Source organism: Mesorhizobium sp. M8A.F.Ca.ET.208.01.1.1 (genome assembly GCF_004791315.1).
GTDB lineage: Bacteria > Pseudomonadota > Alphaproteobacteria > Rhizobiales > Rhizobiaceae > Mesorhizobium.
Genome location: NZ_SRUT01000002.1, coordinates 1,180,157 through 1,202,311 on the forward strand (window position 1 = coordinate 1,180,157; position 22,155 = coordinate 1,202,311).

Genomic DNA, 22,155 nt, shown 5'->3' on the forward strand with positions numbered 1-22,155 from the left:
AGTGACCCTCAAAAAAAGTGATTCCAGCGAGACGAAGGCGCGTCGGCCCGATTTTGGTGTCGGCCGCATTTACGCTTCAGGTTGGCATGTCGCTTGCTGCTCTATTTCGGAGAGCTGCAGCGGTCCGACCGGAGTGTTTCACATGTAAACGATAATGAATCTCCTAACAGAAAACACTATTATAAGTACATGTGGCTTTTACGCTGGCTCACCTCTCGTGTCAAGCGCTTTGGCGTCCACATATTGGAGACAACACGCACAAAATTTAGAGGAAAAGCTTGCTCTTTCGCCTCTATCCTTTTTATTCCTTCATGGAGATCTAGACATGTACATCAAGAGTCCTCTTCTCGGCTTAACTGCTCTGATGACCGTTTCCGTCGGTCGAGCAGCTGGCGCCGAGCGGGAACCGGCCGAGTACATCAAGATCTGCGACGTCCTCGGCTCGGGATATTCCTATATTCCCAACACCGAGACCTGCCTGCGCATCGGCGGCTATGTCCGTTACGATATCGGCCTGGGTGACGTCCGATCGTATGACAGCGCAAGAACCTCGGACGTGAGAACTGGCGAGGACCAAGGCACTTGGCGAAACAGCACACGCTTCACGTTCAAAACTTGGACCGGCCAGCAGACCGAGCTCGGCGCGTTGACGACCTATACCGAAACCCACGTGAATTTTGGCAACAGCGCTAACTCGCATGACAGTCCTCAGAACTATGATTTCAACAGCGGCCTCGCACTGGCTTCTGCCTGGGTCGAGCTGGGAGGCCTGCGAGTTGGCAAGGAGGGGTCGGCCTTCGATACGTTTGTAAGCTACGCTGGCGACGTTCTCGATAGTATGCTCGTTCCGTCGGCCGGCTTCGACACCAACGTGGCTCAGTACCACTTCGACGCCGGCAACGGCATTTCGACTGTGATTTCGCTCGAACAAGGATCGGGCTCAGCCGGTACTATCGACAGCTATATTCCGCACGTTGTCGCCGGCTTGAAATACACGCAAGGCTGGGGCTCGATCACCGGCGTCGCGGCTTATGACAGCAATTACGAAGCTTTTGCCGGCAAGATCCGCGTCGACGTCGCTGTCACAAACCAGCTGTCGCTGTTTGGACTCTTCGGCTACGGTTCCAATGCCAGTCTCAACGAGGACTCAAACGGCGCAATTGCCAATCATGGGCGCGGCTCGTACAAAATCTGGAACGGCCAGTGGGCTTTCTGGGCGGGCGCCACCTACGAGTTTGACGAGAAAACTTCGTTCAACCTTCAGGTCTCGGGTGATCAGCTCAAGGATGCTGGTGTGGCTGCAAACGTCGCCTACATGGTCGTTCCCGGCTTCACGGTCACAGCCGAGGTCGATTACGACCACTACGGCAACTCTGGCCTCGGCCCTGCCGAGCCTACCGCCGTCAAGGGCACGAGCAAGCCGAACAGCGTCGGCGGCATTCTCCGCTTACAAGGCTCATTTTGAAATCTCTCCAGTCGCGAGCATGGCAAAGGCACTTGCCTCGACAACGCACGCATGGAGAGCTTCGTTCGCCATCTTGAAGTCTGCATCGACCGTCCACGGCCCATCGTACCAACTAGAAACTGAAAGTTATGAGCCCTGTGTACTACACCTAGCCCTTGACCTGCCCGATGAACCGGCCAGGGGCCGTCAGTTCAAATTCGGGGCCGCTTAGAGGGCAGTGTGAGGCCGTGTTAGGTAAGCGCCACTGCAATGTCGAGGCCGCGACACGCCTGTCGCTTTGGACGGCTGGAATTGCCCTTCGCGGCGCCATTCATTCTCTCAACATTTACGTGATAATGCACGCTGAGTCCGAGCCGCGTGGCAGCACCCATCCTAGGTCACTATCGGGGGGCCTTAAACCTGAACAGCTCCATCGTCGCGGCTGCTGCGGAAGCAGGAGCTATCACTGGGACCCGTACTGGTGCTTGTCAGCCGCTGAGCCGCTACTTCGTCTTAGGAAGAGCATTGTCCTTGCCAAAAGCCGGCCAGTATTTCGAGATTGCCAGTGTGGCGCCGGCTGAAGAGAAATGACCATAGTCGAAATATAAAAACTCTCCTCTATCGGAATAGGCGCAGCGTCCTGCGCTGCACAGGAATTTCAGCGGATCGATGAATGTGGCGCCTTTGGTAAATGAGCGCACACGTTCGTTGATGTCGGGGTCCATCGCGATCGGCCAGGACGTATCGTCCAGATTTTGGCGCTTGGCGAAGAACGCAATTTTCCGGACGTCAGTTGGGAACTGCGGAGACTGGCCGATGACAAACACGCGCACGCCCAGGGCACGAAGCGTAGCGATTGTTTGCTGAAGACCGTCGAAACCTCTGACCTCATAGTCACTCCATCTACCGCTGAGGATAACCGTCTTGATGTCCGCTTCCAAGATGACGTCCAAGGCCTTGCGATTGAACCGGACACAATCAAGACGATCGTAAGGGTAGTAATAGAGTATCGGCGCGCAGCTGGCGTACGTATATTCAACGATGTTCGCCTGCAATCGATTTATGTTAGCACCCAAGCCGGAAACATAGTGCGCGGCGAAGGAGTCGCCCCACAAAAAAACCGTTGTTGGAAAACCGCTGGTGCGCGTGCAATCCTCCATATTCCAGCTTTCGATCCGGCTGGTGCCCTCGTTGAAACAGATGCCATTCCTCCAGTCCCCGACGGAAATGCGCCGCTGGACATAGTCCGGAAACCGTTGCGGAAAGCCATTGCCGAGCGCCCCCGCCGCTCCGCCGGCACAAAGGACAACGATCGCGAGCGCTGAAAAGGCGAAGATAGGCCCCGGGGAGGTGAAGGCCCTCTTCTGTCGAAACGGCTGCTCTACAAACTTCCAGGAGAATGCAGCCAATGCGAGGCTTGCCACCAACATCGCACCGGTCATCAACGGATCGAGTTTTTGGAACGAAAGATAGTGCGCGAACGCATTGAGAGGCCAGTGAACAAGATACAACGAATACGAGATGAGCCCAATCCAGACCAGCGGCCGGACTTCGAGCATGCGGGTGGCGACCGTCGAGGGGGTATTTTGGCCAACATAGATCAGAAGGGCCGTTCCGATGCATGGATACAAGGCGTTGTAGCCTGGGAACGGATCACTCGCCGAAATCGCGAAGAACCCGATGGCGAGAAGGCCAAATCCGGCCACCCCCACCGACTCCATCAGGAATCGGTTGCCCAGCGGCGAGGGGCATTTGAGCATGAGCAGGGCGCCCAACATGAGTTCCCAGATTCGGGTCGGCAGCAGATAGAATCCGGCGGTGGGTGCCAGCGATGTCGCCATCACCGCCACTACGAAGCTGCAGAGAATTATCGGAAGAAGTGTCGTCAGCCAGCGCTTCCCGATGTAGCGATAGATTAGGAACATCAGGATTGGTGCGAAGATGTAGTACTGCTCCGCTACGGAAAGCGGCCAAGTGTGCAACAGTGGTAGAAGCGCGGCATCGATAGAGAAGTAACTTGACGTTTTCCAGAAGAAAACGTTCGACCAGAAGGTCGAGGTAGCTATGATGCTAAGACTGAATCCGCGCAGATCCGGTGGCAGAAGAATGAACAATGCTGCAATGCAGGTGAGAAGCATCACAAAGACGAGCGCCGGCAGAATGCGCCGGGCACGGCGCCAGTAGAAGTTGACGATGGAAAATTGGCCGCGTTCAAGGTCATCCAGGAGGCTTCCGCTGGTTAGGTAGCCGGAGATGACGAAGAAGATATCGACCCCGCTAAAGCCACCCGGGATCGCCGAAATTCCGAAATGAAAGAGTACGACCGGAAGTACAGCAACGGCCCTAAGGCCCTCGATATAGCGCCTATATTGCATCCAGCGGTTCCTTTTATTTTAGATCAGGACGCGATTGGAAGCTTTCAATCTCCGGTAGGAGTGCTGCCGAGATAAGGGCGGTATCAGCCACCTTTATCCGTCCCGAATGTTCTGTAAGTTGCAACTGGTACAGAAGCACGATCGCCATCGCCGGCCTTGACGGCCTGATTGTCGAGCAGATCGCGCGGATCGTTGACCATCACGGCCAGGTTATGTCCTGTCGAACAACCAAGCGGCTGTTTGAAGGATTCTTCATTGGGTAAGGCACCATATGAGGGACAGACCGGCGGACGGGCGTGATAGACAATCGCCTCAATTCGCACTGAGCCGGCGTCGTGTTGATCGCGCAATTGAATGTTGTCTTCTTCGATTGCCAACTGCCTGGCCTGATGGGCTACCCCTGCGCTGAGCTGGGGCGAACCGCTGATGAGGAGGTGGATGGCATCGAACCGGCCGCGACTGGCCTTGTCTAGGAAAACACGCAAACGCTGCCGTTCGGAAGCGCGCAGGCTTTGCAACGTCAGGACGGTGGTCTCCTCTCGGACAAGCATTGGTGCCGATGGTTCGACATCAACTGGCGTAGTGCTTGTGCAGCCACTTACGCTTGGTGCCAGAGCGACAAAGAGGATTATAAAACGCAACATCTTTGGATGACACTATTCGATGATGAAGCCGAGACCGCCCTGGGCGCTTGGCGCGCCCGCACGGATAGCAGCGCGGTCTCGCGGGGGACTTGTCACGGAATTCGTCGGAGCGCCCCCTCCGTTCAAAGCCGGTGCCGCCCGCTCGGTCGGTGCGCTCATCTGGTTTGGGTTGGAGCCTGGTCTTACAATGTAAGGCGTAACTAGAATGACCAGTTCTGACTCCTCTTTTTGAAACGAGGTCGAGCGAAAAAGCGGTCCCAGGATCGGCAGTTCTCCGAGCCAGGGAAAGGCCCTGACATCATTGTTGACGTTCCGCCTGATTAGACCGCCGATTGCGAAGCTCTGGCCGCTGGCGAGTTCGACGACCGTATCGGCTCGGCGCGTGGAAACTGCCGGCACGGAAATTCCGTTGATTTGCACGGCACCTTGCGTCGACAGTTCACTGACTTCGGGCGTTACGTGAATGTTGATTTGATTGTTGCTGAGAACTGTCGGCACAAATTCCAGACTGACGCCGAAGTGACGGAATTCAACCGATACCTGCCTGTTTTCCTGCAGGACAGGAATGGGAAATTCGCCGCCCGCGAGAAAGCTGGCCTTTTCACCCGACATAGCGGTGAGGTTCGGCTCAGCCAGGACGGAAGCTATATGCTCCTTGGCGAGCGCGTCGAGAACCGCGCTGACGTTGACGGCACCGTTGTCGAATCCGATTTCTGCTGTACCGCCACCCTGGGTTGAACCAGACCCAGCGCTTGCAGCGCTTCCGCTTAGAACGCCCACTTTGAAATTGCCGATTTGACCGAAGGCGGACAAGTTGACGCCGAGTGACTTCATGGCGCTGCGTGAGACTTCGGCTACGCGCACGCTGAGGTTAACTTGCAGGGATCCAGCGACCTTGATGTTGTTGACGACTTGCGCTCCGTCGCCCAGATATTGCTCAGTGACTCTTTTTGCGGTGTCGGCGACCTCTGCGTCGGGCGCCGTCCCGCTAAGGATTGCGCCGCGCGGCGTATAGTTGACGCGGATGGGATAGTCGCCGACCTGCTCCCGCAACATGGCGCGTAAATCCCCGATCGGTTGCGTGACAACGATACGCAATTCGGCGAGAGGCTCGCCATTGCCATCCAAGGCGAATAGGCTGGTCCGCCCCGATTTCTTGCCAAAGACGAAGATTGTTTTGCTCGATGGCGCCTGAAAATCCGCGATCGTGGGGTCAGCAACAAAGATGGTCGTGGCTGGCGCGGGCAGATGAACGGTCTCCCCGAGCGAAGAGGAAAGGGTCAGCGTGGCGTTGATGCTATTCGAAGCCGCATGCGGCGGGCCTTTGTCCTGCTTGTTTTGCGCCGCGACACCAAGTGGGAAAGTCACAATAAGCGCGCAGAGGAGATGGCCCAGGTAACGGGGAACTGCAGGTCTTGTAACCTTGTTGGCGATCGCCCGCCAATTGAGCGCATGGCAAGGATGTTGAAGGATCAGCAAAATAGATCTTCTTTCGATTCGACAAACTATGCGGACGAGGCGTCAGTCAATTCTAGGATGTAACCAATGCCTCGGATGGTCTTGATCCGTGGCGTTGCACCTGATCTGGTCAGATGTCCCCGTAAACGATAAATTCCGACTTCAAGCGCGTTGGCAGACACGTCGTCGTTGAATGAATAGAGGTGATCTTCCAATTGCGCACGGGGCACGATGCGGCCTGCCCGGTTAAGCAGGTGCTCTAGAATACAGAGTTCGCGACGTGCGATCATCATTGGGTGCCCATCAACGAAAACCTGGCGGGCGACCGGATCAAAGTCGAGATTGCCAAATACGAGCCTCAGGTCGGTCATCTGTGTCGCCCGGCGCAGAATGGCTCTCATTCTGGCAATAAGCTCATCGGTAGAGATGGGTTTGAGCAGAAAGTCGTCCGCACCACCGTTGAAGATCGCAATTCGCTTATCGAGATCGTTAAGGCTGCTCATAATGACGGCAGGAACTGAATGCCCGTGGGTCCTCAACTGCCTCAGCCAACCCAAGCCATCGCCATCTGGCAGAGCCAATTCCAGCAGGAGAATTTCATAGCTGGCGCAAGAAAATGCACTCGAAGCCAGTTCCAGAGTACCAACGACATCAACGACGAAGCCGCCATCCCCGAGCGCAAGTCGCATGGCGCGCGCAAGATCCGCATGATGATCCACGAGCAGCGTTCGCATTTCATCTCCTCTCGAAGAGGGACGGCCCATCGAACGCGTCACCGGCGGCCATCTGATCGGAGCACACGGCGCGCAACTCGTCGCAGCTCTCGGAACTGGTCCGAGTCGGAGGGACATGCAAGTCGCTCGGTGGCAATAGGCGCGGGTGAGGACCAACTGACGGGCTCAAATACGCCGGTCGGCGAACCCACGAGGCCAGCAACCCGCGTGCGATTTCTCGTTGCATCATCTCTCCTACGTGCAGCCCCTGCGCTCGCAAGGCAGCGTCGCGGCTCAGAGCCCGATTCCCACAGAGGGTAGGGTTAGCTTTCGAGAAACTGATTGAACAAATCGATTATTTGGATCGAATGCATCCACGGTATGGATGCAGCGCACCATCTTCAACGACTGCGGCGTCCTGATGCACTGTTGTGTCTGTCGTGCTCTGCTTTTTTCGCTGTCCTTCAAGGCTGGCGAGCCTGGTGGAACCTGCGCGTCATTGGCTTGGTAGCTTGAATGCTCAACAACGGAGCGCCCTGCGCAAAGCCGCTCTCATTTCCAAAAAGCCTTGCAATCTGGTTGGAGCACTTCGCGCTCGACACCAAAATAGGCGAGGAAAACTGACGTCTGACAGGGATGTACATGCAACAGCCGATTTGCGGCACCAGCAAACGACCGCGTTCAGGCTGAAGATCGACGACCAACGGCTCCTCGATTTCCGCACCGACCGCTTTTACAAGCTCTTCCTGTGCGGGCGGATGCCGGCAAACAGCAGCACAGGGTCAGCGAAACCGGGAGCGGGCCTGCTTGATCGCCATGATCACATTGCCGCTGTCGCGCGTGCGGAGCGGAATGCAATCGGTCCAGCCGGCGGCAATCCGGTCAGCACCATCGTCTGCACGAAGCTCCCTGACGAAGACGTGCCCGAATGCGCTCAACAAAGCCGGGCGGCGGATCTTTCCAATCGCCGAAGGTGCGGGCTGGCACCGAGCGGCGAACTGCGAACTCATTCCTGCCCGGCGGCGCTGGCCGCCGCGAGCGTCGATGCGGACCCAGCCGCTCCGAATCCTCCCACAACACGATGAGCGCGTCGCGGACATCGCTGCCGTAACAGCGGCTGCGGCTCTTGCCCGCAGACGGCCTCTGCTCACGACGGTTCATAAGACGGATCGCGCGCTTGCGAATAATAGCCGGTTACCGCCTCGAACTCATCCAGAATGCGCCGCTTGTCAACGCCGCAATAAAGCTCCACGATCGCCGCTTCACCGTGTCGCCATGCTGAGCCGCGCCATCCTTCCCCCGAACCGGAATGGCACGACCTGTCCATCCCCTTTGGAACAGGACACTATTGGTAACATTTTGCTTGAGGCAATGCGGCTCGTTGCCTTCCTTTTCGCTGACCGGAAGGGTACCGGAAGTCGTCTATCGCATTTTACCCGCTGAAAGCGGCAACACCTCGACCTCAATCGCAGATCATAGGAAATAGACGATCGCGTCGGGGCCTCAGCATCGGTTCACCGGGTTTCCGTCATCGACTGAAGCGAATTGCCCCATCGACCGTCACCGGGTGGGCCGCGATACGTCGCCGTGTATGATTAGCGAGCGCACGTAGCGGAGCCATAGCTCTCCACCCAGCCATGTTCCCCTAGTTGGAAAATGTCCGGCGGACCAGAGGTGCTGTCGTCAGCTTTTCCTGAATAGCGGCCAAGGCAATCCCTACCAGTCCATCACCACCTTGCCGGAACTGCCGCTCTTCATCGCATCGAAACCGATCTGAAAATCGTCGATGCCGATGCGGTGGGTGATCAGGCCGGAGACATCCAGCGGACCCTGCACAAGCGCGATCATCTTGTACCAGGTTTCGAACATCTCGCGGCCGTAGATGCCTTTGAGATGCAGCATCTTGAAGATGACCTTGTTCCAGTCGATCTCGAAGCCGGTCGGCGCGATGCCCAGAATGGCGATCTTGCCGCCATTGTTCATGGTGTCGATCATGTCGCGGAAAGCGGGGGCGGCGCCTGACATTTCGAGCCCGACGTCGAACCCCTCGGTCATGCCGAGCACCGGCATGACGTCGCGCAGCTTCTCCTTCGAGGCGTCGACGACATGCTGGACGCCGAGTTTCTTGGCTAGCGCCAGCCGCACCGGGTTGATGTCAGTGATGACCACTTTGCGCGCGCCGACGCATTGGGCGACGAGCGCGCCCATGATGCCGATCGGCCCGGCGCCAGTCACCAGCACGTCCTCGCCGACCAGATCGAAGGACAATGCGGTGTGGACGGCATTGCCCAAGGGATCGAAGATCGCGGCAATCTCATCGGGCACATCGTCGGGGATCGGCACGACATTGTGCTGCGGGATCGCCAGATACTCGCCGAAGGCGCCTGGACGGTTGACGCCGACGCCGAGTGTGTTGCGGCACAGATGCCCTCGCCCGGCGCGACAGTTGCGGCAATGGCCGCAGACGATGTGGCCTTCGCCCAATACACGCTGGCCGACCTTGTATTCGGTGACCGCTGCGCCGAAATCGGCAACGGTGCCGACGAACTCATGGCCCGTCACCATCGGCACCGGCACCGTCTTCTGCGCCCACTGGTCCCAATTGTAGATGTGCACGTCGGTGCCGCAGATCGCCGTCTTCTTGATCTTGATCAGCACGTCGTTGGGGCCGATTTCCGGCACCGGCACCTCTTCCATCCAGATGCCCGGTTCGGCCTTGGCCTTCACAAGCGCCTTCATCATGTTCGACATCAGGATTTCCCTATTCCGTGATTGCGCTTCTGGCGAGATAGCCTGCACAACGGGAAGGTAGGCCACTAACTCGTTTGAACGTCCGGAATGGTCAGCCCCGCCTGCTCGGCCTCGCGGCGCAAATTCTGACGGGGCCTGGGGCCGATCTGCTGGATCACCAATCCGGCTGCCAGTGAGCCAAGGTCGCCGCAAGTCTGCAGGTCGCGGCCTTGCGTGTAGCCATGCAGGAAGCCGGCGGCATAGAGATCGCCGGCGCCCGTCGTGTCGACCAGTTCCTTGATGGCGGTCGCCTTGATCACCACGGTCTCGTCGCCGCGCACGATCACCGAGCCTTTTTCCGAGCGGGTGACGGCGGCGATCCGGCAATCCTTGCGGATCTGGGCCAGCGCCTCGTCGAACGACGATGTCTGGTAGAGCGACTTGATCTCGTGGCTGTTGGCAAAGACGATGTCGACCGTGCCCGAGCGCATCAGGTCGAGGAATTCGTCGCGGTAGCGGTCGACGCAGAACGAATCCGATAGCGTCATCGACACTTCTCGGCCTGCCGCGTGCGCCAGCTTCGCCGTCTGGCGGATTGCCTCCTTGGCGCGCGGCGGGTCCCACAGATAGCCTTCGAAATAGGTGACCTTGGCGCCGGACGCCTTGTCGGCTTCGACATCCTCAGGGCCAAGCTCGACGCAGGCGCCGAGATAGGTGTTCATCGAGCGCTCGCCGTCGGGCGTGACGAAGATCATCGAGCGCGCCGTCGGCGGCTCACCCTTGAGCGGCGTGGTGCCGAAGGCGACGCCCTGCGCATGGATGTCGTGGGCGTAGATTTCGCCCAGCGCATCGTTGGAGACCTTGCCGAAGAAGGCCGCGCGGCCGCCAAAGCTGGCGACGCCGGCCGCCGTGTTGCCGGCGCTGCCGCCGGACGCTTCGATCGCCGGACCCATGCGGCTGTAGAGCAGTTCGGCGCGTTGTGTGTCGATGAGGTTCATCGCGCCCTTGATGATGCCGTTGGTCTCGAGGAATTCCTCGTCGCACTGGGCGATGATGTCGACAATGGCATTGCCGATGCAAAGCACGTCATAATCCGGCATCAAAATCTCCGCCAAAACCCGAGCCGGCTTCTTGCCACGCCGGCCGGGCGTGGTCTCGCGAGTTGAAATGGGTTGCCGCATGCGCTTGATCCAGCCGCCCTCACGCAGCTGCCGGTCCGGCTTCACGCAGCAAATCGTCAGCTTTGTCCGTCTTCTCCCAAGTGAACTCAGGCTCTTCACGCCCGAAGTGTCCGTATGTCGCCGTCTTGCGGTATATCGGCCGTAAGAGATCAAGCATCTTGATGATGCCTTTCGGTCGGAGATTGAAAACCTCGAGAACAAGGCGCTCGATCCTTTTTTCCTCGATCCTTGCGGTTCCGAAGGTATTGACCATGACAGAAACCGGACTGGCCACGCCGATCGCGTAGGCAAGCTGAACCTCGCAGACCTCTGCAAGGCCGCTGGCAACGATGTTCTTCGCGACATACCGGGCGGCATAGGCCGCCGAGCGGTCAACCTTGGATGGGTCCTTGCCCGAAAAGGCACCGCCGCCGTGACGCCCGGTCCCACCGTAGGAATCGACGATGATCTTCCGTCCTGTGAGGCCGCAGTCGCCGGCAGGCCCACCGACCACGAACCGCCCTGTTGGGTTGACCAGAAATCTGATCCCCGAAGTATCCAGGTGGGCCGGCAGGACCGGTTTTATGATCTCCTCAATGACGCCTTCGCGGACCGTGGCTTGTGAGACCGCTTCGTCATGCTGCGTTGACAGGACTATGGTATCCAGCGCCACCGGGCGGAGCCCTTCGTAGCGTACCGACACTTGAGATTTCACGTCCGGACGCAGCCAGCCAAGCTGTCCCGCTTTCCGGACCTCGGCCTGTCTTTTCGTCAAATGGTGAGCGAGTTGGATCGGCAGGGGCATCAATGTATCCGTCTCGTTGCATGCGAATCCAAACATGATGCCCTGATCCCCTGCCCCTTGCCCGAGATCCTGCCCTCGTCCTTCATCAACGCCCTGGCTTATGTCGGGCGACTGCTCGGTGAGGGCCAGAACGACGGCGCAACGTCGACCATCAAAGCCAATCGCATCATCGTCGTAGCCAATATCGAGTATCGTATCGCGGGCGACTTGGCTGTAATCGATGTGGGCATGGCTGGTGATCTCGCCAGCCACAACGACCATCCCCGTCTTCACCAACACTTCACAGGCGACGCGCGCCTTCGGATCGGTGCGCAGGACCGCATCGAGAATGGCATCGGAGATGTTGTCTGCCATCTTGTCGGGGTGTCCCGCGCCGACGGATTCGGAAGAGAACACGAACTGCCTGGTCATAAAAATGCCCTCGCTTCAAGTGCTGGAGTTAGTGAGGAGTTTCTGGATTGGGGTGGCTTATCGGTCGCGGATGCCGGGAACATCGAACGCAGTGCAGAAGTCGGCAACGTCTCTTCGTACGCTCGCATGAACTTCCTGGTCATCGGGCTGGCGGCAGACCGAGTCGATGAAAGCGGCGATCTGCACCATCTCCGTTTCGCGCATGCCCATGGACGTCACCGCTGGTGTCCCTAAGCGGATGCCGCTTGTCAGCGCCGGATGCCGCCGGTCGCCCGGGACCATATTGAAATTCGCAATGATGCCTGCACGCGATAAGCGCTCCGCATAGGCTTTGCCTGACAGCGGCCGGTCCCGAAGATCAAGGATCAGCATGTGATTGTCAGTGCCCCCAGTGACGAGTTCATAACCTCGCTCCAGAAGCGCCTGGGCCAGAGCCTTGGCGTTGTGGACGATCTGCTGACCGTAGACACGAAAGGACGAGTTCGCTGCTTCCTGCAAAGCGACGGCAAGCGCGGCGATAGTATTCATATGCGGTCCGCCTTGCAGAAGAGGGAACACGGCGCAGATTGTGTTTGCTCTTCGGATGATGGAGGGGCTGATAACGGTCTTCATTCCTTGATAAAATGAAGCCACCCCGGGGACCGCGGATCGACTTGTGAGAGGTGCTGGTGACCACATCGCAATGGGACACGGGGTTCGGATGCACTCCTGCGACAACCAGGCCGCAGATGTGGGCGATGTCAGCCACCAGATACGAGTTCACCTCCGAAGCAATTTCGGCCATTGCCGCGTAGTCAAAAATACGCGGATAAGCAGTTCCGCCGACCCAAATTAGCTTCGGGCGTTCCCGCTTGGCGGTCTCGCGCAAGTGGTCATAGTCAATTTGCTGTGTCTTTTCGTGCAGCCTGTACGGGACGCGCTGATAATCGCTGCCGGAAAAATTGACGGACCAACCGTGAGTCAGATGGCCGCCTTCGGGTAAAGGCAAGCCCATGACTTTGTCACGGGGGCTCAAAAGCGCGCGATAGACAGCCTGGTTGGCTGGCGAGCCTGAATAAGGCTGGACGTTGGCGTGTTCACTGCCAAATAGCGCTTTCAGGCGCTCGATCGCGAGGGTCTCAAGCTCATCGACGATCTCGTTTCCGGCGTAGTAGCGCGCACCGGGGTATCCCTCGGCATACTTGTTGGTGAAAATCGACCCGGTCGCTTCCAACACCGCCGAGGAGGCAAAGTTCTCGGAGGCGATCAGTTTGAGAGTTGTCCGCTCCTGACGCTCCTGTCTTAGAAGCAGTTCGTGAACGCGGGAGTCGACGGCGGCTAAGTGAGGCCGCCCGTAAGTGTCGGGCTGCGCGATGGCGCCGCCGGCGGAGTTATCCATGGTAGTCGCGCTCCATTTGGACTGATCTATTTCACGATCAAGCAGGCGGTCCCTTCAACCGCGCGTCTTGTATTGCTTCCAGGCGTTGTAGGTCTCTTTTATGATGGCCATCATCGTGGGGCAGGAGATCGACCACCAATTGAGCCAGCCCGCCATCCTTGCCTCCTGCTTGCATATGGTACGAAGACTGCGGACGTTGTTCGTTGCAGCAAAGAAAGTTGGCTCTGCCCAGCCGCCGAACGTGGCGTCGAACCTGCTCGCGAGGCAGACTGGTAATATCGGCCAGCTCGCCGACGGTTAGATCCGCATGCGCGCAAAGGCCCAGGATTCGAAGGCGATCAAGATGCGCTGCCGTCCTTAGGCGATTTACCAGTGTCAACATTGGTTGGCATCAACCCGGACGGGATGCAGCAAGCCGCTAGCCCTTCTATCCCCATCAATCCGCATGAGACCTCTCTCGTCATTTGCTGTAAATCCGCTGGTATGGATGCTAATGGAAGATGGATCACAGTCCTTTCTACGACTAAGACGCCAGATATTGGGGCTAATGTACCACCTGACAGGAGACTACACTCACGAACATTATGTGAATTTTTTTTAACGTTGCTGAGAATCAAGGGTGAGGTTTGGCGAATGTCTCGCCGTCGACTGTCGAATCCTGCCCGACGGGATTATGGGGTGCGTAGCCTGCTTGTCCTTTCCACATGACCAGCGACGATGGGGCGGAGGCGGCAGACATAGCTCTGGAGCATGCTGCGGTATCTTTGGCCTGAAGCCGAGGAAGGCGGACCGTGGCTTCCGCGCCGCTGCCGGGAGCCCGCGAACAGGCCAAGTTGATCAGCCGGGTGTTGCCGTCATAGAGCGTGAGACCCAAAGCTGGCCAGCCGCGCCCTGAGGCTGACGCACCGCTCAGCGTCCACCTTGCTCTCGAAGCCCATCGGCATAGCGCCGATAACGACTTGACCGCGTGCGTGTCGACGAGCGATCGGTGAGCGCAAGGATCGAGGGTGCAGTGCAGGATAATGCTGTTTTAAATCAGCGCTGTTTTCAGCCGACTGCCTTGAGCGTGGGCACAAGGATATAGGCCCAAGGCAGGAGATCATCGTCTGCTGTTCGGGAGGCCGCCCTGGGCGCGCGACAGCCGTTCCTTCGGCTGCGCCGCTCCGCCACCATCCGCGCCGTGCCTTCCGGAGACCATTCCCGCTGCCGGCCGGCGCCCGTGAAAACCTCGACCCGGCGCACCGGCTCGAGATGGCTGGGCTCAGCGTAACTCTGAAGTCGTCATATACCGAAGCCTTCACAGACTTCGGACATCCCCCTCACAGTCCGATCCAGATGGCGTCAGGAACACCGCTGCGTTGATGCGGATGAACCCCTGCTTGTGCCACAATGACCCTTATGTCAGCGCGCGAGCCAAAGCTTCCGCGCAAGGCGACGGCTAGGATAAGGCAATGCCGACGAAGGGCACATTGCTTGCCACACTCTGGAATGATGGCATGCTCGGAAGGCCTAGGCTTTGCTCAGGGCCGCCTGCAAGGCGCGCTTTGAGGTTATTCACATAGCCTTCTGCGTAGTCCTGCGCCGTCGAGACCGAAAGATCAATGCCTGCCGCCAAGGCCTCTTCCATCAGGTGCTTTACGAGCCCATTTCGAATGGCCAGCTTGACCTCGGGGCCTGCGATAAGGCCGATCGCCTGCGCGGCCATATTGAGGCCAGCTTCCTCCAGCGCTCGCTTCATATCGCCTCCGTTAATGGCCGTACGCAGGAGATTGGCTGCTTGCGACTCAGCCTCGAGAACCATCGAGGCAAGATCGGCTACTTGTCCGAGGCCCGGAATGAAGCTGAGCAGTCCCACCGCCGTTGCCGCCAAGTCGAGCACTTTCGTCTCGATTTTGAGCACGGAGTCGACGACGTGCATGACGGCCCCGCCGTTCTTTTTGGCTGACTTAATGTCAGGCTGGTCCATCAGGCCCATCTTCATGTCCGCGACGGCATTCTGCTCTTCTGCGGTTTGGGCGCCGTGGGTGATTGGCTGCTGAACGTTGCGGTTCGCAGACGACATGTTTGTGCAAAAATGGGCAAAGTCTTTTTTGCTGATATTGCCGGAATCAACCGTATGCCCGCCGCCAAAGTCGAAGAATTTATGATGGGTCTTATAGCCCGTGATCGAATTGTTCAGGAGGCCAAACAGAAGAGGATCTGAAAGGAGCTGAGAGGCTGCTTCCCGCACTTTCGGATCAAGGCTCTTGTCGTCTTTCATTTTCGCCAGTTTGTCGCGAGTCAGAACACCGCTTCCAAAGAACGTGTCCTGATGGTCCTTGATCATCTCGACCGTATTCAGCTCAGTTTGCGTGAGGCTCATCGACGATGAGGCGACTTGCAGGAAATCCTCTTTGTGCATCTTCCCTTTCGAGCCACCGCACAACTGGTTCCAAGCATCGGGGTGATCGAGGAAATATTGCGCCGCCGCAATGACCTGGGGCGGAAATTTGCCGTTTTTCGATTCGCCGCCGACCATTTTCTTGAACTCATCCAGACTCAGGTCCTTGGACAGATTTTCGGAGTACCGGTAAAACTCCCGCAAGGCATCGCTCAAGGTCATGACCGAAGGCTGCAAACCTCCGCTGCCGTCGGATGGTATGTAGTTCTGCTCGTAGCTTCGCGCTTGGGCTTCCTGAAATGCAGCAACTTGTGGGTGGTGGTTTGAAAATCCGGCCAAGTCCTTGGCGTTGATCTTGCCTCCACAGCGGCCGTCGCCCTGCGAGCCAATCGCATAAAAAAGTCCCGAATCCTGCTGCAGTCCCTGGATCGCCGCTTTCAGATCCGGTGGCGTAGAGGGATCATTGGCTTTGTCGGTCAACGACTTCCAAGTAAGCGGGCATTGGTCCTTGTGACGGTTGAGTACCGCAACAATCTGCAACTCAGCCGTGGTCAGCGACCCACCGTTCCACGTGATTCCGGGGCTCGGCCTGGGAGCCGGCTCGATCTTCGGAGTGACGCCGAGCAGATGTTGGGCTTCAGTCGCCTTGGAGCGTTGCGATTGGTCCTCCTTGAGAGCCGCCCTCATATTTGGCGGCAGCAGATCCAGTGGGTGTTGCTCCAAGCCATTCAATGTCAAGACATCCGGTGCCAGATGGCCCAAAGGGTCCTGCCGCAATTTATCCATTGTCGAATCAAGATTCGACGCTGGCAGATCCCCTTGCGCGAAAGAGCCGGGCTTGTCTGCCAGCACACAAGTGGACAGCATCGCTTCGAAGCACGATGCACTTTGCTGATGCTGGGTCGCAAAATGGGAAACTTTCAGGCCCGGCCAACCCCTTGCGGACTGTAGCGAATTTGAGCGGTAGAAAGTTGAAAGATTACTGGCCGACATTATGCATCCTCAGACGTGACGTTGAAATCCCCACAAGAGACCCCGACAGAAGATCCCTTGCGTTTCACAAAATTCGACAATTCCAAGCGTCGGCAGGTCACGAATGCGCCTGCCCTGCCTTCAATTGCTGTGTTCCGGGCCGGCTCCAAGGTTCGGTCCAACACAATGGCCGGAGTCACCGCGAGAGCTGCCGGGACTCATCATGAGCGGATTAGCTTTCGAGAAACTGACGAGTTTGCGAAGAGTTCACAAAGGGGTAGCCGCAGTCATGTTCTTCAGAGCTGCGGGAAATCCTCAATGTTCATTTCTTGCCCAGCTCAGGCTTCCCGCCAACGCTATCCTGTTGTGGGATGTCAGAAGAATAAGAAGCATCCGGTCGTCCGTCGCGAACGACCGTAGTGGAGGAGCCGCGAAACAAGATCAGCACTGATTCCTTTGGCGTTGCCGCTATGTGAGTCTGCGCCTGCGCCTGCGCCACCAAGCCGTTAAAGGTCTGCTCCACGAGTGCGACGAAGCGCGGTGGACCGGAAACGAAGACGAGGCCATTGCCTGGCACGGGTTTGACCACATAGCGCTCGTCGGAGATATCAAGCTTGTCGAGAGCCCCCTTGAACGCATCGAAGCGAATCGACGTCATCAAAAGCATTCGAGTTTGCGATTCTTGTGCAGCAGACACATAGAGCACAAGGCCGTCATAGTACCATTGTAGACCGTAAAGGTTCGTCAAGCGGTCGAGGAACGCGCGCGGTGGCAAATCAGGCATACGTCCGCGAATTCGCCCCTTCACCGCAGGACTGATGTTGACCCTGATATTCAGGTTGTTGCCGAATTCCTGCAACGCTGCAGCGAGCTCCTGATCCAGAACCGTGTATCTATAGGGTGTCGCCGGAAGGGACAGCGGGACTGCATGCGCCGGGTGAATCCCGGTGGACAGAAAAAACCCGGCACAAAGAAGTCTCAAAACATGCAGGGTGACGGGTTGGATAAGCGTTCTCGGCATGTCGCACTGATAAACCAAACGCTGAAATCATCACAAGTGACTAAATTGCCGAAGAGATTTTAGATTGTCGAAATGACGCCGCCGTTAGTCAGCTTGTTGTCAGCTTGCCCCCCTAGGAGTGTTGCGCCGACACCGGGTGATGAATGGGCGGGGCTCGCCCGGTCAGAGAGAGCAACCGAGTCCTTACATGATGATGCCTGTCACGTCGATCTCTGCCACTCTAACGGCTGGCCTCCCCAGGGTCGGATCACCGTCGATTGTCGAGCAGGCCCAGTTTGAGCGCGCCTTAGGGCATGCAGCCGACTCGCTGAAAAACGATGCCGCCGCGGGGCCAGCGAGTGCGGCGCCAGTTGCTGCGGCGATGGATGTTCAGCGCGCGGCTGCGCCGACGAGCGGCATGGGCGATCGCGTGTTGCAGACGATTTCCTCCCTATATCCACACAACACTGTTTCCTTCCCCGCGCTCGACCATGACATAGCCCTTTCGAAGGGCGCTCTACCGGGACCGGCGCAGAAGCTTCCCGTTCCAGGTGAGGCGGGAACCGGAATCTCGGGCATTCCCCAACAAGGGCAAGACTTCGAAACGATGATGGCTGGTCTTCGGGATGTTTACAACGGCGTCACCCAGGTGGCGCTTATCTCCAAAGGCGTCAGCGGCGTCACATCATCCGTGAATAAACTTTTGAAGGAAGGCTGAACCGCGCGCATGATTGGCTTGGCCGAGGGCGAAATCATGCGTGGCCTGTCAGGGTGGCGGTCGGTTAGACTTGTCATGCTGCCAGTTCTCGTCGCCCTCACTGCTTGCAAAGCCGACCTCTACACGCAATTGCAAGAGCGTGAGGCAAATGAAATGCTCGCACTTCTTGAAGACAACGGGGTCGCCGCGATCCGGGTGGTCGCCAAGGATGGAACCAGCACGATCCAGGTTGACGAAAAGCTGCTCGCCTTCTCAATCAACCTTCTGAACGCCAAGGGGCTGCCGCGCCAATCCTTCAAGAACCTCGGTGAGATATTCCAAGGATCAGGCCTGATTGCCTCGCCGACCGAAGAGCGTGCCCGTTACGTGTATGCCCTGAGCGAAGAGTTGTCGCGGACGATCAGCGATATCGATGGCGTTTTTTCTGTACGTGTTCACGTCGTGCTGCCGCATAACGACCTTGTGCGAGCCGGTGCCACGCCATCCTCGGCCTCGGTGTTTATCAGGCACGACGCAAAAACAAATGTCGCGGCTCTGCTGCCAAAGATAAAGATGCTTGTAGCCGACAGCATCGAAGGCCTGTCCTACGATAAGGTGGAAGTGGTTTTGGTGCCGGTAGAACGGTCCGCACACGAGCAACGGCCCGATCCGACTGCTGTTTTGCCACAAGCATCACTACCTCTTCCTGCGCCACTTCTGGCGACCGTAACAGGTTTTGCCGCAGCCGTATTCGCCGTGGCCTGTTATCTCTTGATCGGCGTTGTTACGCGTCGGCGCAAGCAATCAACCGGCGTTTCCAAGGTCGAGGGGCGCCGGGATGCTTCTGCTGTCGAGGCCATTCGCAAAAGAATGCCTGCAATTGGACGTGGGTGACATCTCATTGCCAATGCCTATACAGACCGCCCGACCTGATGGTCCGCACTTTCCGGGCGCGAGCGAGCTTGCGGCTTCGGCCCATCCAACCCGTCTTGCGGCGCGTCTTGATCCAGCGTTATCGGCCGAAACGTTAGTGAAGTTGCAGAAGTGTTCCAGACTGCATCCAAGGCTGGCAGAATTGCTGGGCAACGATGACGTGGATCTGAACCACATCGGCTGCAGGCCGGACCTTCTACGCGGGCATGATCCATATCGAGCGGCCCTTCTTGCTGGTAGTATCTGGCATGCCCGTTCGCTGGTCGCGTTTGTCTCTCAGCCTGAGCTTGCCATCCTTGTTAAACGCATCGGCGTGGATGCACACGCATTCGGAATCCGACACCTGCTGCATGCTGTTGACAAAAGACTGATCTCGGACCCAGAAAAACTCGCTCAGCAAATCGAATACGATGGACACGCATGTCTTGGAGCTTGGCTCCAGGACAGTTCAGCGACCGAGCGTAACCGCGTGCTTCTTCGATTGCCCGAGGGGACTGCCGCGGAGACTCCAGCACATGAGCATTGGACCGCCGCCGGCCAATTGCTTTCACTTGTAGTAGCTCATTTTGAGACAGAGACCCCGGTGAAATGACAGTCGAACTTTCCGAGGGGCCAATAGCGCCGCAGATGCGTCCAGTCGGACCACTGATACCCGCGAGCGAGCTCGAAACCTGGCACAGCGCCGCGCAAGCCCTTGCCGCGGCAGAACGGCATCGGCAGCGCGTTCGAAACTGGGCACGCGCGGTTTACCAGCGGGCGTGGGCGCGCGGCCACATGGAGGGCTCGAATGCAGGCACCGAGGAGATGGCAGGGTTGATTGCGGAGACAATCTCCGAAATCGCGCGACGAAAGGCGGCTCTGGAGCAGGAATTGCCGCAGCTCGTGATGGAAATATTGAGCGATCTTATCGGCGCTTTCGATCCGGGCGAGCTATTGGTGAGGGCTGTTCGTCACGCCATAGAGTGTCAATACAGCGGCGCCGACGTTTGCCTTCATGTTTCTCCCATGCAAGTCGACATGCTTGCACGAGAGTTTGCTCGATGCGACGGCCAGGATGGTCGACCAAGGGTGCGGATCGAGCCCGACCCGACATTGTCGCCGCAACGCTGCGTGCTGTGGAGCGAGTACGGCAATGTTGACCTTGGACTTGACGCCCAGATGCGCGCGCTGCGCCTTGGTTTCGGGACGCTCTGTGAGAAAGGCGAGCTATGAGAAAGCCCGTCCCAGAACATAACGCTGACGCCGACACTCGAGCTCTCGTTCCAGCAATCTCGTCTTTGAGGGCTGCGGCCAAGCGAATTGACACGCGTGCGGTGCGCGGTCGGATCACGCGGGCTATCGGCACACTGGTTCATGCCGTCTTGCCAGACACTCGTATTGGGGAACTTTGCCTCCTAGAGGACCCGCGAACCGGGCTGTCGCTCGAGGCCGAGGTGATCGGCCTGTCGGGTGATGGTGTATTGCTGACACCGATCGGGGACTTGGTGGGCCTATCCAGCCGCGCAGAGGTCGTGGCCACTGGCCGAATGCGTGAGGTGCCCGTCGGCGGCGATTTGCTCGGTCGCGTGATCGACAGTCGTTGCCGCCCATTGGACGGCAAAGGCGAAATCAAGACCGTCGAAACTCGGCCCCTGCATGGCAGAGCCCCCAATCCGATGACGAGGCGCATGATTGAGCGGCCATTCCCGCTTGGGGTCCGTGTCCTCGATGGTCTGCTGACGTGCGGCGAGGGCCAGCGGATCGGGATTTATGGCGAGCCAGGTGGTGGCAAGTCGACGCTGTTGTCACAGATCGTAAAGGGTGCCGCCGCTGACGTCGTCATAGTGGCGCTCATAGGCGAACGTGGACGGGAAGTTCGTGAATTCATCGAAAGGAATCTTGGTGAAGAGGGCCTTCTCCGTACGGTCGTCGTGGTTGAAACATCCGACCGCTCGGCGGTAGAGCGTGCGCAATGCGCTCCAATGGCGACTGCGCTCGCGGAATATTTCCGCGATCAAGGCCTACGCGTTGCTCTCATGCTGGATTCGCTGACGCGCTTCTGCCGCGCTATGCGCGAAATAGGCCTTGCTGCGGGTGAGCCGCCGACGCGACGGGGCTTTCCTCCTTCCGTTTTTGGCATGCTGCCAGGCCTGCTCGAGCGCGCCGGCATGGGTGAGCGGGGCTCAATCACGGCCTTCTATACGGTGCTTGTAGAGGGTGATGGCACGGGTGATCCAATCGCCGAGGAATCGCGTGGTATTCTCGATGGCCATGTCATCCTCTCACGCGCTATTGCGGCGCGATCGCATTTCCCCGCTATTGATGTGCTGCAGAGTCGCAGCCGCGTCATGGATGCAGTCGTTTCGGGGACACATCGCAAGGCAGCATCCATTTTCCGCGAGCTCCTGTCGCGCTATGCCGAGACCGAGTTCTTGATCAATGTTGGCGAATACAAGCCAGGTGGAGATCCCCTGACTGACCGGGCTGTCGCGTCAATCGACGAACTGAGGGAGTTTCTGCGCCAGAGCGAAGATGACGCGTCAGATTTCGAGGAGACGGTCGCATGGATGTCGCGTCTGACCGCGTAAACTGGATTCAGTCTTCGAGGTTACGGCTTCTGAAGGAAATGCAAGAGCGTCGTGCCCTTGGCGAGCTGTCCAAGAAGGAAGCCCAGCGCGATGTGGCCGCCTCAGCCGTACAAAATGCCTCTAGGGAGCTTGCAATGATACAGCAACATTGTTCAAGAAAAGAAGCAGCGCTCTATCAGCATCTGATGTCACTCGACAACTTGTCTAGCGCAGCGCTCGACCGTCACCGCCTTCACACTGAACAACTTGCCGCTGAGATCAATTCCAGACGGCAGATGCTTGATGATACCCAAATCGCTCAAGAGGAGGCTGAGATGGCGGCGTCCAGGACGAGGGAGCTATGGGTCATATGTTCGGCGGCAAGGGACAAATGGCAACAAATCGAGGACGACGTGCGGCGCGCCGTCGAGACTCATTCGGAGGCCGCAGCCGAGATCGAGGCCGACGATGAGATACTGCTGAAATATGCGAGGGGGTCGCTTGCCTAA

17 protein-coding genes and 2 pseudogenes are annotated in these 22,155 nt (G+C 58.1%); 8 read left to right on the forward strand and 11 right to left on the reverse strand.

The genetic code is table 11. The features are described from left to right. Positions 1-325: 325 nt before the first annotated feature. Positions 326-1,465 carry a porin gene (locus tag EN851_RS16300; protein WP_126063922.1) on the forward strand — a complete coding sequence of 380 codons (1,140 nt, stop codon included), beginning with the start codon at positions 326-328 and terminating at the stop codon, positions 1,463-1,465. 482 nt (positions 1,466-1,947) lie between these two features. On the opposite strand, the gene EN851_RS16305 is transcribed toward EN851_RS16300, so the two are convergent. The 9 genes and pseudogenes from EN851_RS16305 to glyA form a co-directional block, all read right to left on the reverse strand. Continuing rightward, entirely contained in the window at positions 1,948-3,819 is a 1,872-nt protein-coding gene (locus EN851_RS16305; protein WP_126080682.1) for an acyltransferase family protein, read from the reverse strand. Between the two features lie 83 nt (positions 3,820-3,902). After that, a complete protein-coding gene (locus EN851_RS16310) occupies positions 3,903-4,463 on the reverse strand; it encodes a CpaD family pilus assembly lipoprotein (protein ID WP_063169261.1) in 561 nt (186 codons plus the stop codon). 12 nt (positions 4,464-4,475) lie between these two features. Beyond that, positions 4,476-5,897: a type II and III secretion system protein family protein gene (locus EN851_RS16315; RefSeq protein ID WP_050580548.1), complete on the reverse strand. Its 1,422-nt coding sequence runs from the start codon at positions 5,895-5,897 to the stop codon at positions 4,476-4,478. Between the two features lie 71 nt (positions 5,898-5,968). Then, positions 5,969-6,655 carry a response regulator transcription factor gene (locus EN851_RS16320; RefSeq protein WP_024505585.1) on the reverse strand — a complete coding sequence of 229 codons (687 nt, stop codon included), beginning with the start codon at positions 6,653-6,655 and terminating at the stop codon, positions 5,969-5,971. An 812-nt stretch (positions 6,656-7,467) separates the two neighbouring features. Beyond that, positions 7,468-7,636: pseudogene (locus tag EN851_RS37110) on the reverse strand (transposase); the annotation flags it as partial. Between the two features lie 714 nt (positions 7,637-8,350). After that, the gene (gene tdh, locus EN851_RS16330) at positions 8,351-9,385 is read right to left on the reverse strand and encodes an L-threonine 3-dehydrogenase (protein WP_126063920.1); all 1,035 of its coding nucleotides are present in this window, start codon (positions 9,383-9,385) and stop codon (positions 8,351-8,353) included. Between the two features lie 65 nt (positions 9,386-9,450). Further along, entirely contained in the window at positions 9,451-10,464 is a 1,014-nt protein-coding gene (locus EN851_RS16335; RefSeq protein ID WP_126063919.1) for an adenosine kinase, read from the reverse strand. A gap of 100 nt (positions 10,465-10,564) precedes the next feature. Beyond that, the gene (metK, locus tag EN851_RS16340) at positions 10,565-11,740 is read right to left on the reverse strand and encodes a methionine adenosyltransferase (protein WP_063169265.1); all 1,176 of its coding nucleotides are present in this window, start codon (positions 11,738-11,740) and stop codon (positions 10,565-10,567) included. A gap of 57 nt (positions 11,741-11,797) precedes the next feature. After that, positions 11,798-13,118: pseudogene (gene glyA / locus EN851_RS16345) on the reverse strand (serine hydroxymethyltransferase). A gap of 100 nt (positions 13,119-13,218) precedes the next feature. Here glyA and EN851_RS36325 point away from each other — a divergent pair. Further along, positions 13,219-13,419: a hypothetical protein gene (locus EN851_RS36325; protein ID WP_024505365.1), complete on the forward strand. Its 201-nt coding sequence runs from the start codon at positions 13,219-13,221 to the stop codon at positions 13,417-13,419. A gap of 1,137 nt (positions 13,420-14,556) precedes the next feature. Here the strand turns inward: EN851_RS36325 and EN851_RS16360 are convergent. Continuing rightward, the gene (locus EN851_RS16360) at positions 14,557-16,491 is read right to left on the reverse strand and encodes an HrpF/NolX family T3SS translocon protein (RefSeq protein WP_024505366.1); all 1,935 of its coding nucleotides are present in this window, start codon (positions 16,489-16,491) and stop codon (positions 14,557-14,559) included. 301 nt (positions 16,492-16,792) lie between these two features. After that, the gene (locus EN851_RS16365; RefSeq protein WP_024505367.1) at positions 16,793-17,491 is read right to left on the reverse strand and encodes a secretin N-terminal domain-containing protein; all 699 of its coding nucleotides are present in this window, start codon (positions 17,489-17,491) and stop codon (positions 16,793-16,795) included. Between the two features lie 187 nt (positions 17,492-17,678). Between EN851_RS16365 and EN851_RS16370 the strand changes: the two genes are divergently transcribed. Genes EN851_RS16370 through EN851_RS16395 form a run of 6 tightly spaced genes read left to right on the forward strand, consistent with a single transcriptional unit; the run spans position 17,679 to position 22,155 of the window. Then, the gene (locus EN851_RS16370; protein ID WP_024505368.1) at positions 17,679-18,188 is read left to right on the forward strand and encodes a nodulation protein NolB; all 510 of its coding nucleotides are present in this window, start codon (positions 17,679-17,681) and stop codon (positions 18,186-18,188) included. A 36-nt stretch (positions 18,189-18,224) separates the two neighbouring features. Continuing rightward, positions 18,225-19,061: a type III secretion inner membrane ring lipoprotein SctJ gene (sctJ, locus tag EN851_RS16375; protein ID WP_272483026.1), complete on the forward strand. Its 837-nt coding sequence runs from the start codon at positions 18,225-18,227 to the stop codon at positions 19,059-19,061. Then, on the forward strand, positions 19,054-19,692 hold the full coding sequence (locus tag EN851_RS16380; protein WP_306462680.1) for a nodulation protein NolU: 639 nt from the start codon (positions 19,054-19,056) through the stop codon (positions 19,690-19,692). The genes sctJ and EN851_RS16380 overlap by 8 nt, the downstream gene beginning before the upstream one ends. Then, a complete protein-coding gene (sctL, locus tag EN851_RS16385; protein WP_024505371.1) occupies positions 19,689-20,312 on the forward strand; it encodes a type III secretion system stator protein SctL in 624 nt (207 codons plus the stop codon). Before EN851_RS16380 ends, sctL begins: the two co-directional genes overlap by 4 nt. Continuing rightward, positions 20,309-21,667 carry a type III secretion system ATPase SctN gene (sctN, locus tag EN851_RS16390; RefSeq protein WP_024505372.1) on the forward strand — a complete coding sequence of 453 codons (1,359 nt, stop codon included), beginning with the start codon at positions 20,309-20,311 and terminating at the stop codon, positions 21,665-21,667. Before sctL ends, sctN begins: the two co-directional genes overlap by 4 nt. Beyond that, a complete protein-coding gene (locus tag EN851_RS16395; RefSeq protein WP_032899688.1) occupies positions 21,643-22,155 on the forward strand; it encodes a hypothetical protein in 513 nt (170 codons plus the stop codon). The genes sctN and EN851_RS16395 overlap by 25 nt, the downstream gene beginning before the upstream one ends.

What these genes read in the sequence shown, in the direction of transcription:
- EN851_RS16300 (WP_126063922.1), top strand. Translation starts at nt 326, where the DNA reads ATGTACATCAAGAGTCCTCTTCTCGGCTTAACTGCTCTGATGACCGTT.
- EN851_RS16305 (WP_126080682.1), bottom strand. Translation starts at nt 3,819, where the DNA reads ATGCAATATAGGCGCTATATCGAGGGCCTTAGGGCCGTTGCTGTACTT.
- EN851_RS16310 (WP_063169261.1), bottom strand. Translation starts at nt 4,463, where the DNA reads ATGTTGCGTTTTATAATCCTCTTTGTCGCTCTGGCACCAAGCGTAAGT.
- EN851_RS16320 (WP_024505585.1), bottom strand. Translation starts at nt 6,655, where the DNA reads ATGCGAACGCTGCTCGTGGATCATCATGCGGATCTTGCGCGCGCCATG.
- tdh (WP_126063920.1), bottom strand. Translation starts at nt 9,385, where the DNA reads ATGTCGAACATGATGAAGGCGCTTGTGAAGGCCAAGGCCGAACCGGGC.
- EN851_RS16335 (WP_126063919.1), bottom strand. Translation starts at nt 10,464, where the DNA reads ATGCCGGATTATGACGTGCTTTGCATCGGCAATGCCATTGTCGACATC.
- metK (WP_063169265.1), bottom strand. Translation starts at nt 11,740, where the DNA reads ATGACCAGGCAGTTCGTGTTCTCTTCCGAATCCGTCGGCGCGGGACAC.
- EN851_RS36325 (WP_024505365.1), top strand. Translation starts at nt 13,219, where the DNA reads ATGATGGCCATCATCGTGGGGCAGGAGATCGACCACCAATTGAGCCAG.
- EN851_RS16360 (WP_024505366.1), bottom strand. Translation starts at nt 16,491, where the DNA reads ATGTCGGCCAGTAATCTTTCAACTTTCTACCGCTCAAATTCGCTACAG.
- EN851_RS16365 (WP_024505367.1), bottom strand. Translation starts at nt 17,491, where the DNA reads ATGCCGAGAACGCTTATCCAACCCGTCACCCTGCATGTTTTGAGACTT.
- EN851_RS16370 (WP_024505368.1), top strand. Translation starts at nt 17,679, where the DNA reads ATGATGATGCCTGTCACGTCGATCTCTGCCACTCTAACGGCTGGCCTC.
- sctJ (WP_272483026.1), top strand. Translation starts at nt 18,225, where the DNA reads ATGCGTGGCCTGTCAGGGTGGCGGTCGGTTAGACTTGTCATGCTGCCA.
- sctL (WP_024505371.1), top strand. Translation starts at nt 19,689, where the DNA reads ATGACAGTCGAACTTTCCGAGGGGCCAATAGCGCCGCAGATGCGTCCA.
- sctN (WP_024505372.1), top strand. Translation starts at nt 20,309, where the DNA reads ATGAGAAAGCCCGTCCCAGAACATAACGCTGACGCCGACACTCGAGCT.
- EN851_RS16395 (WP_032899688.1), top strand. Translation starts at nt 21,643, where the DNA reads ATGGATGTCGCGTCTGACCGCGTAAACTGGATTCAGTCTTCGAGGTTA.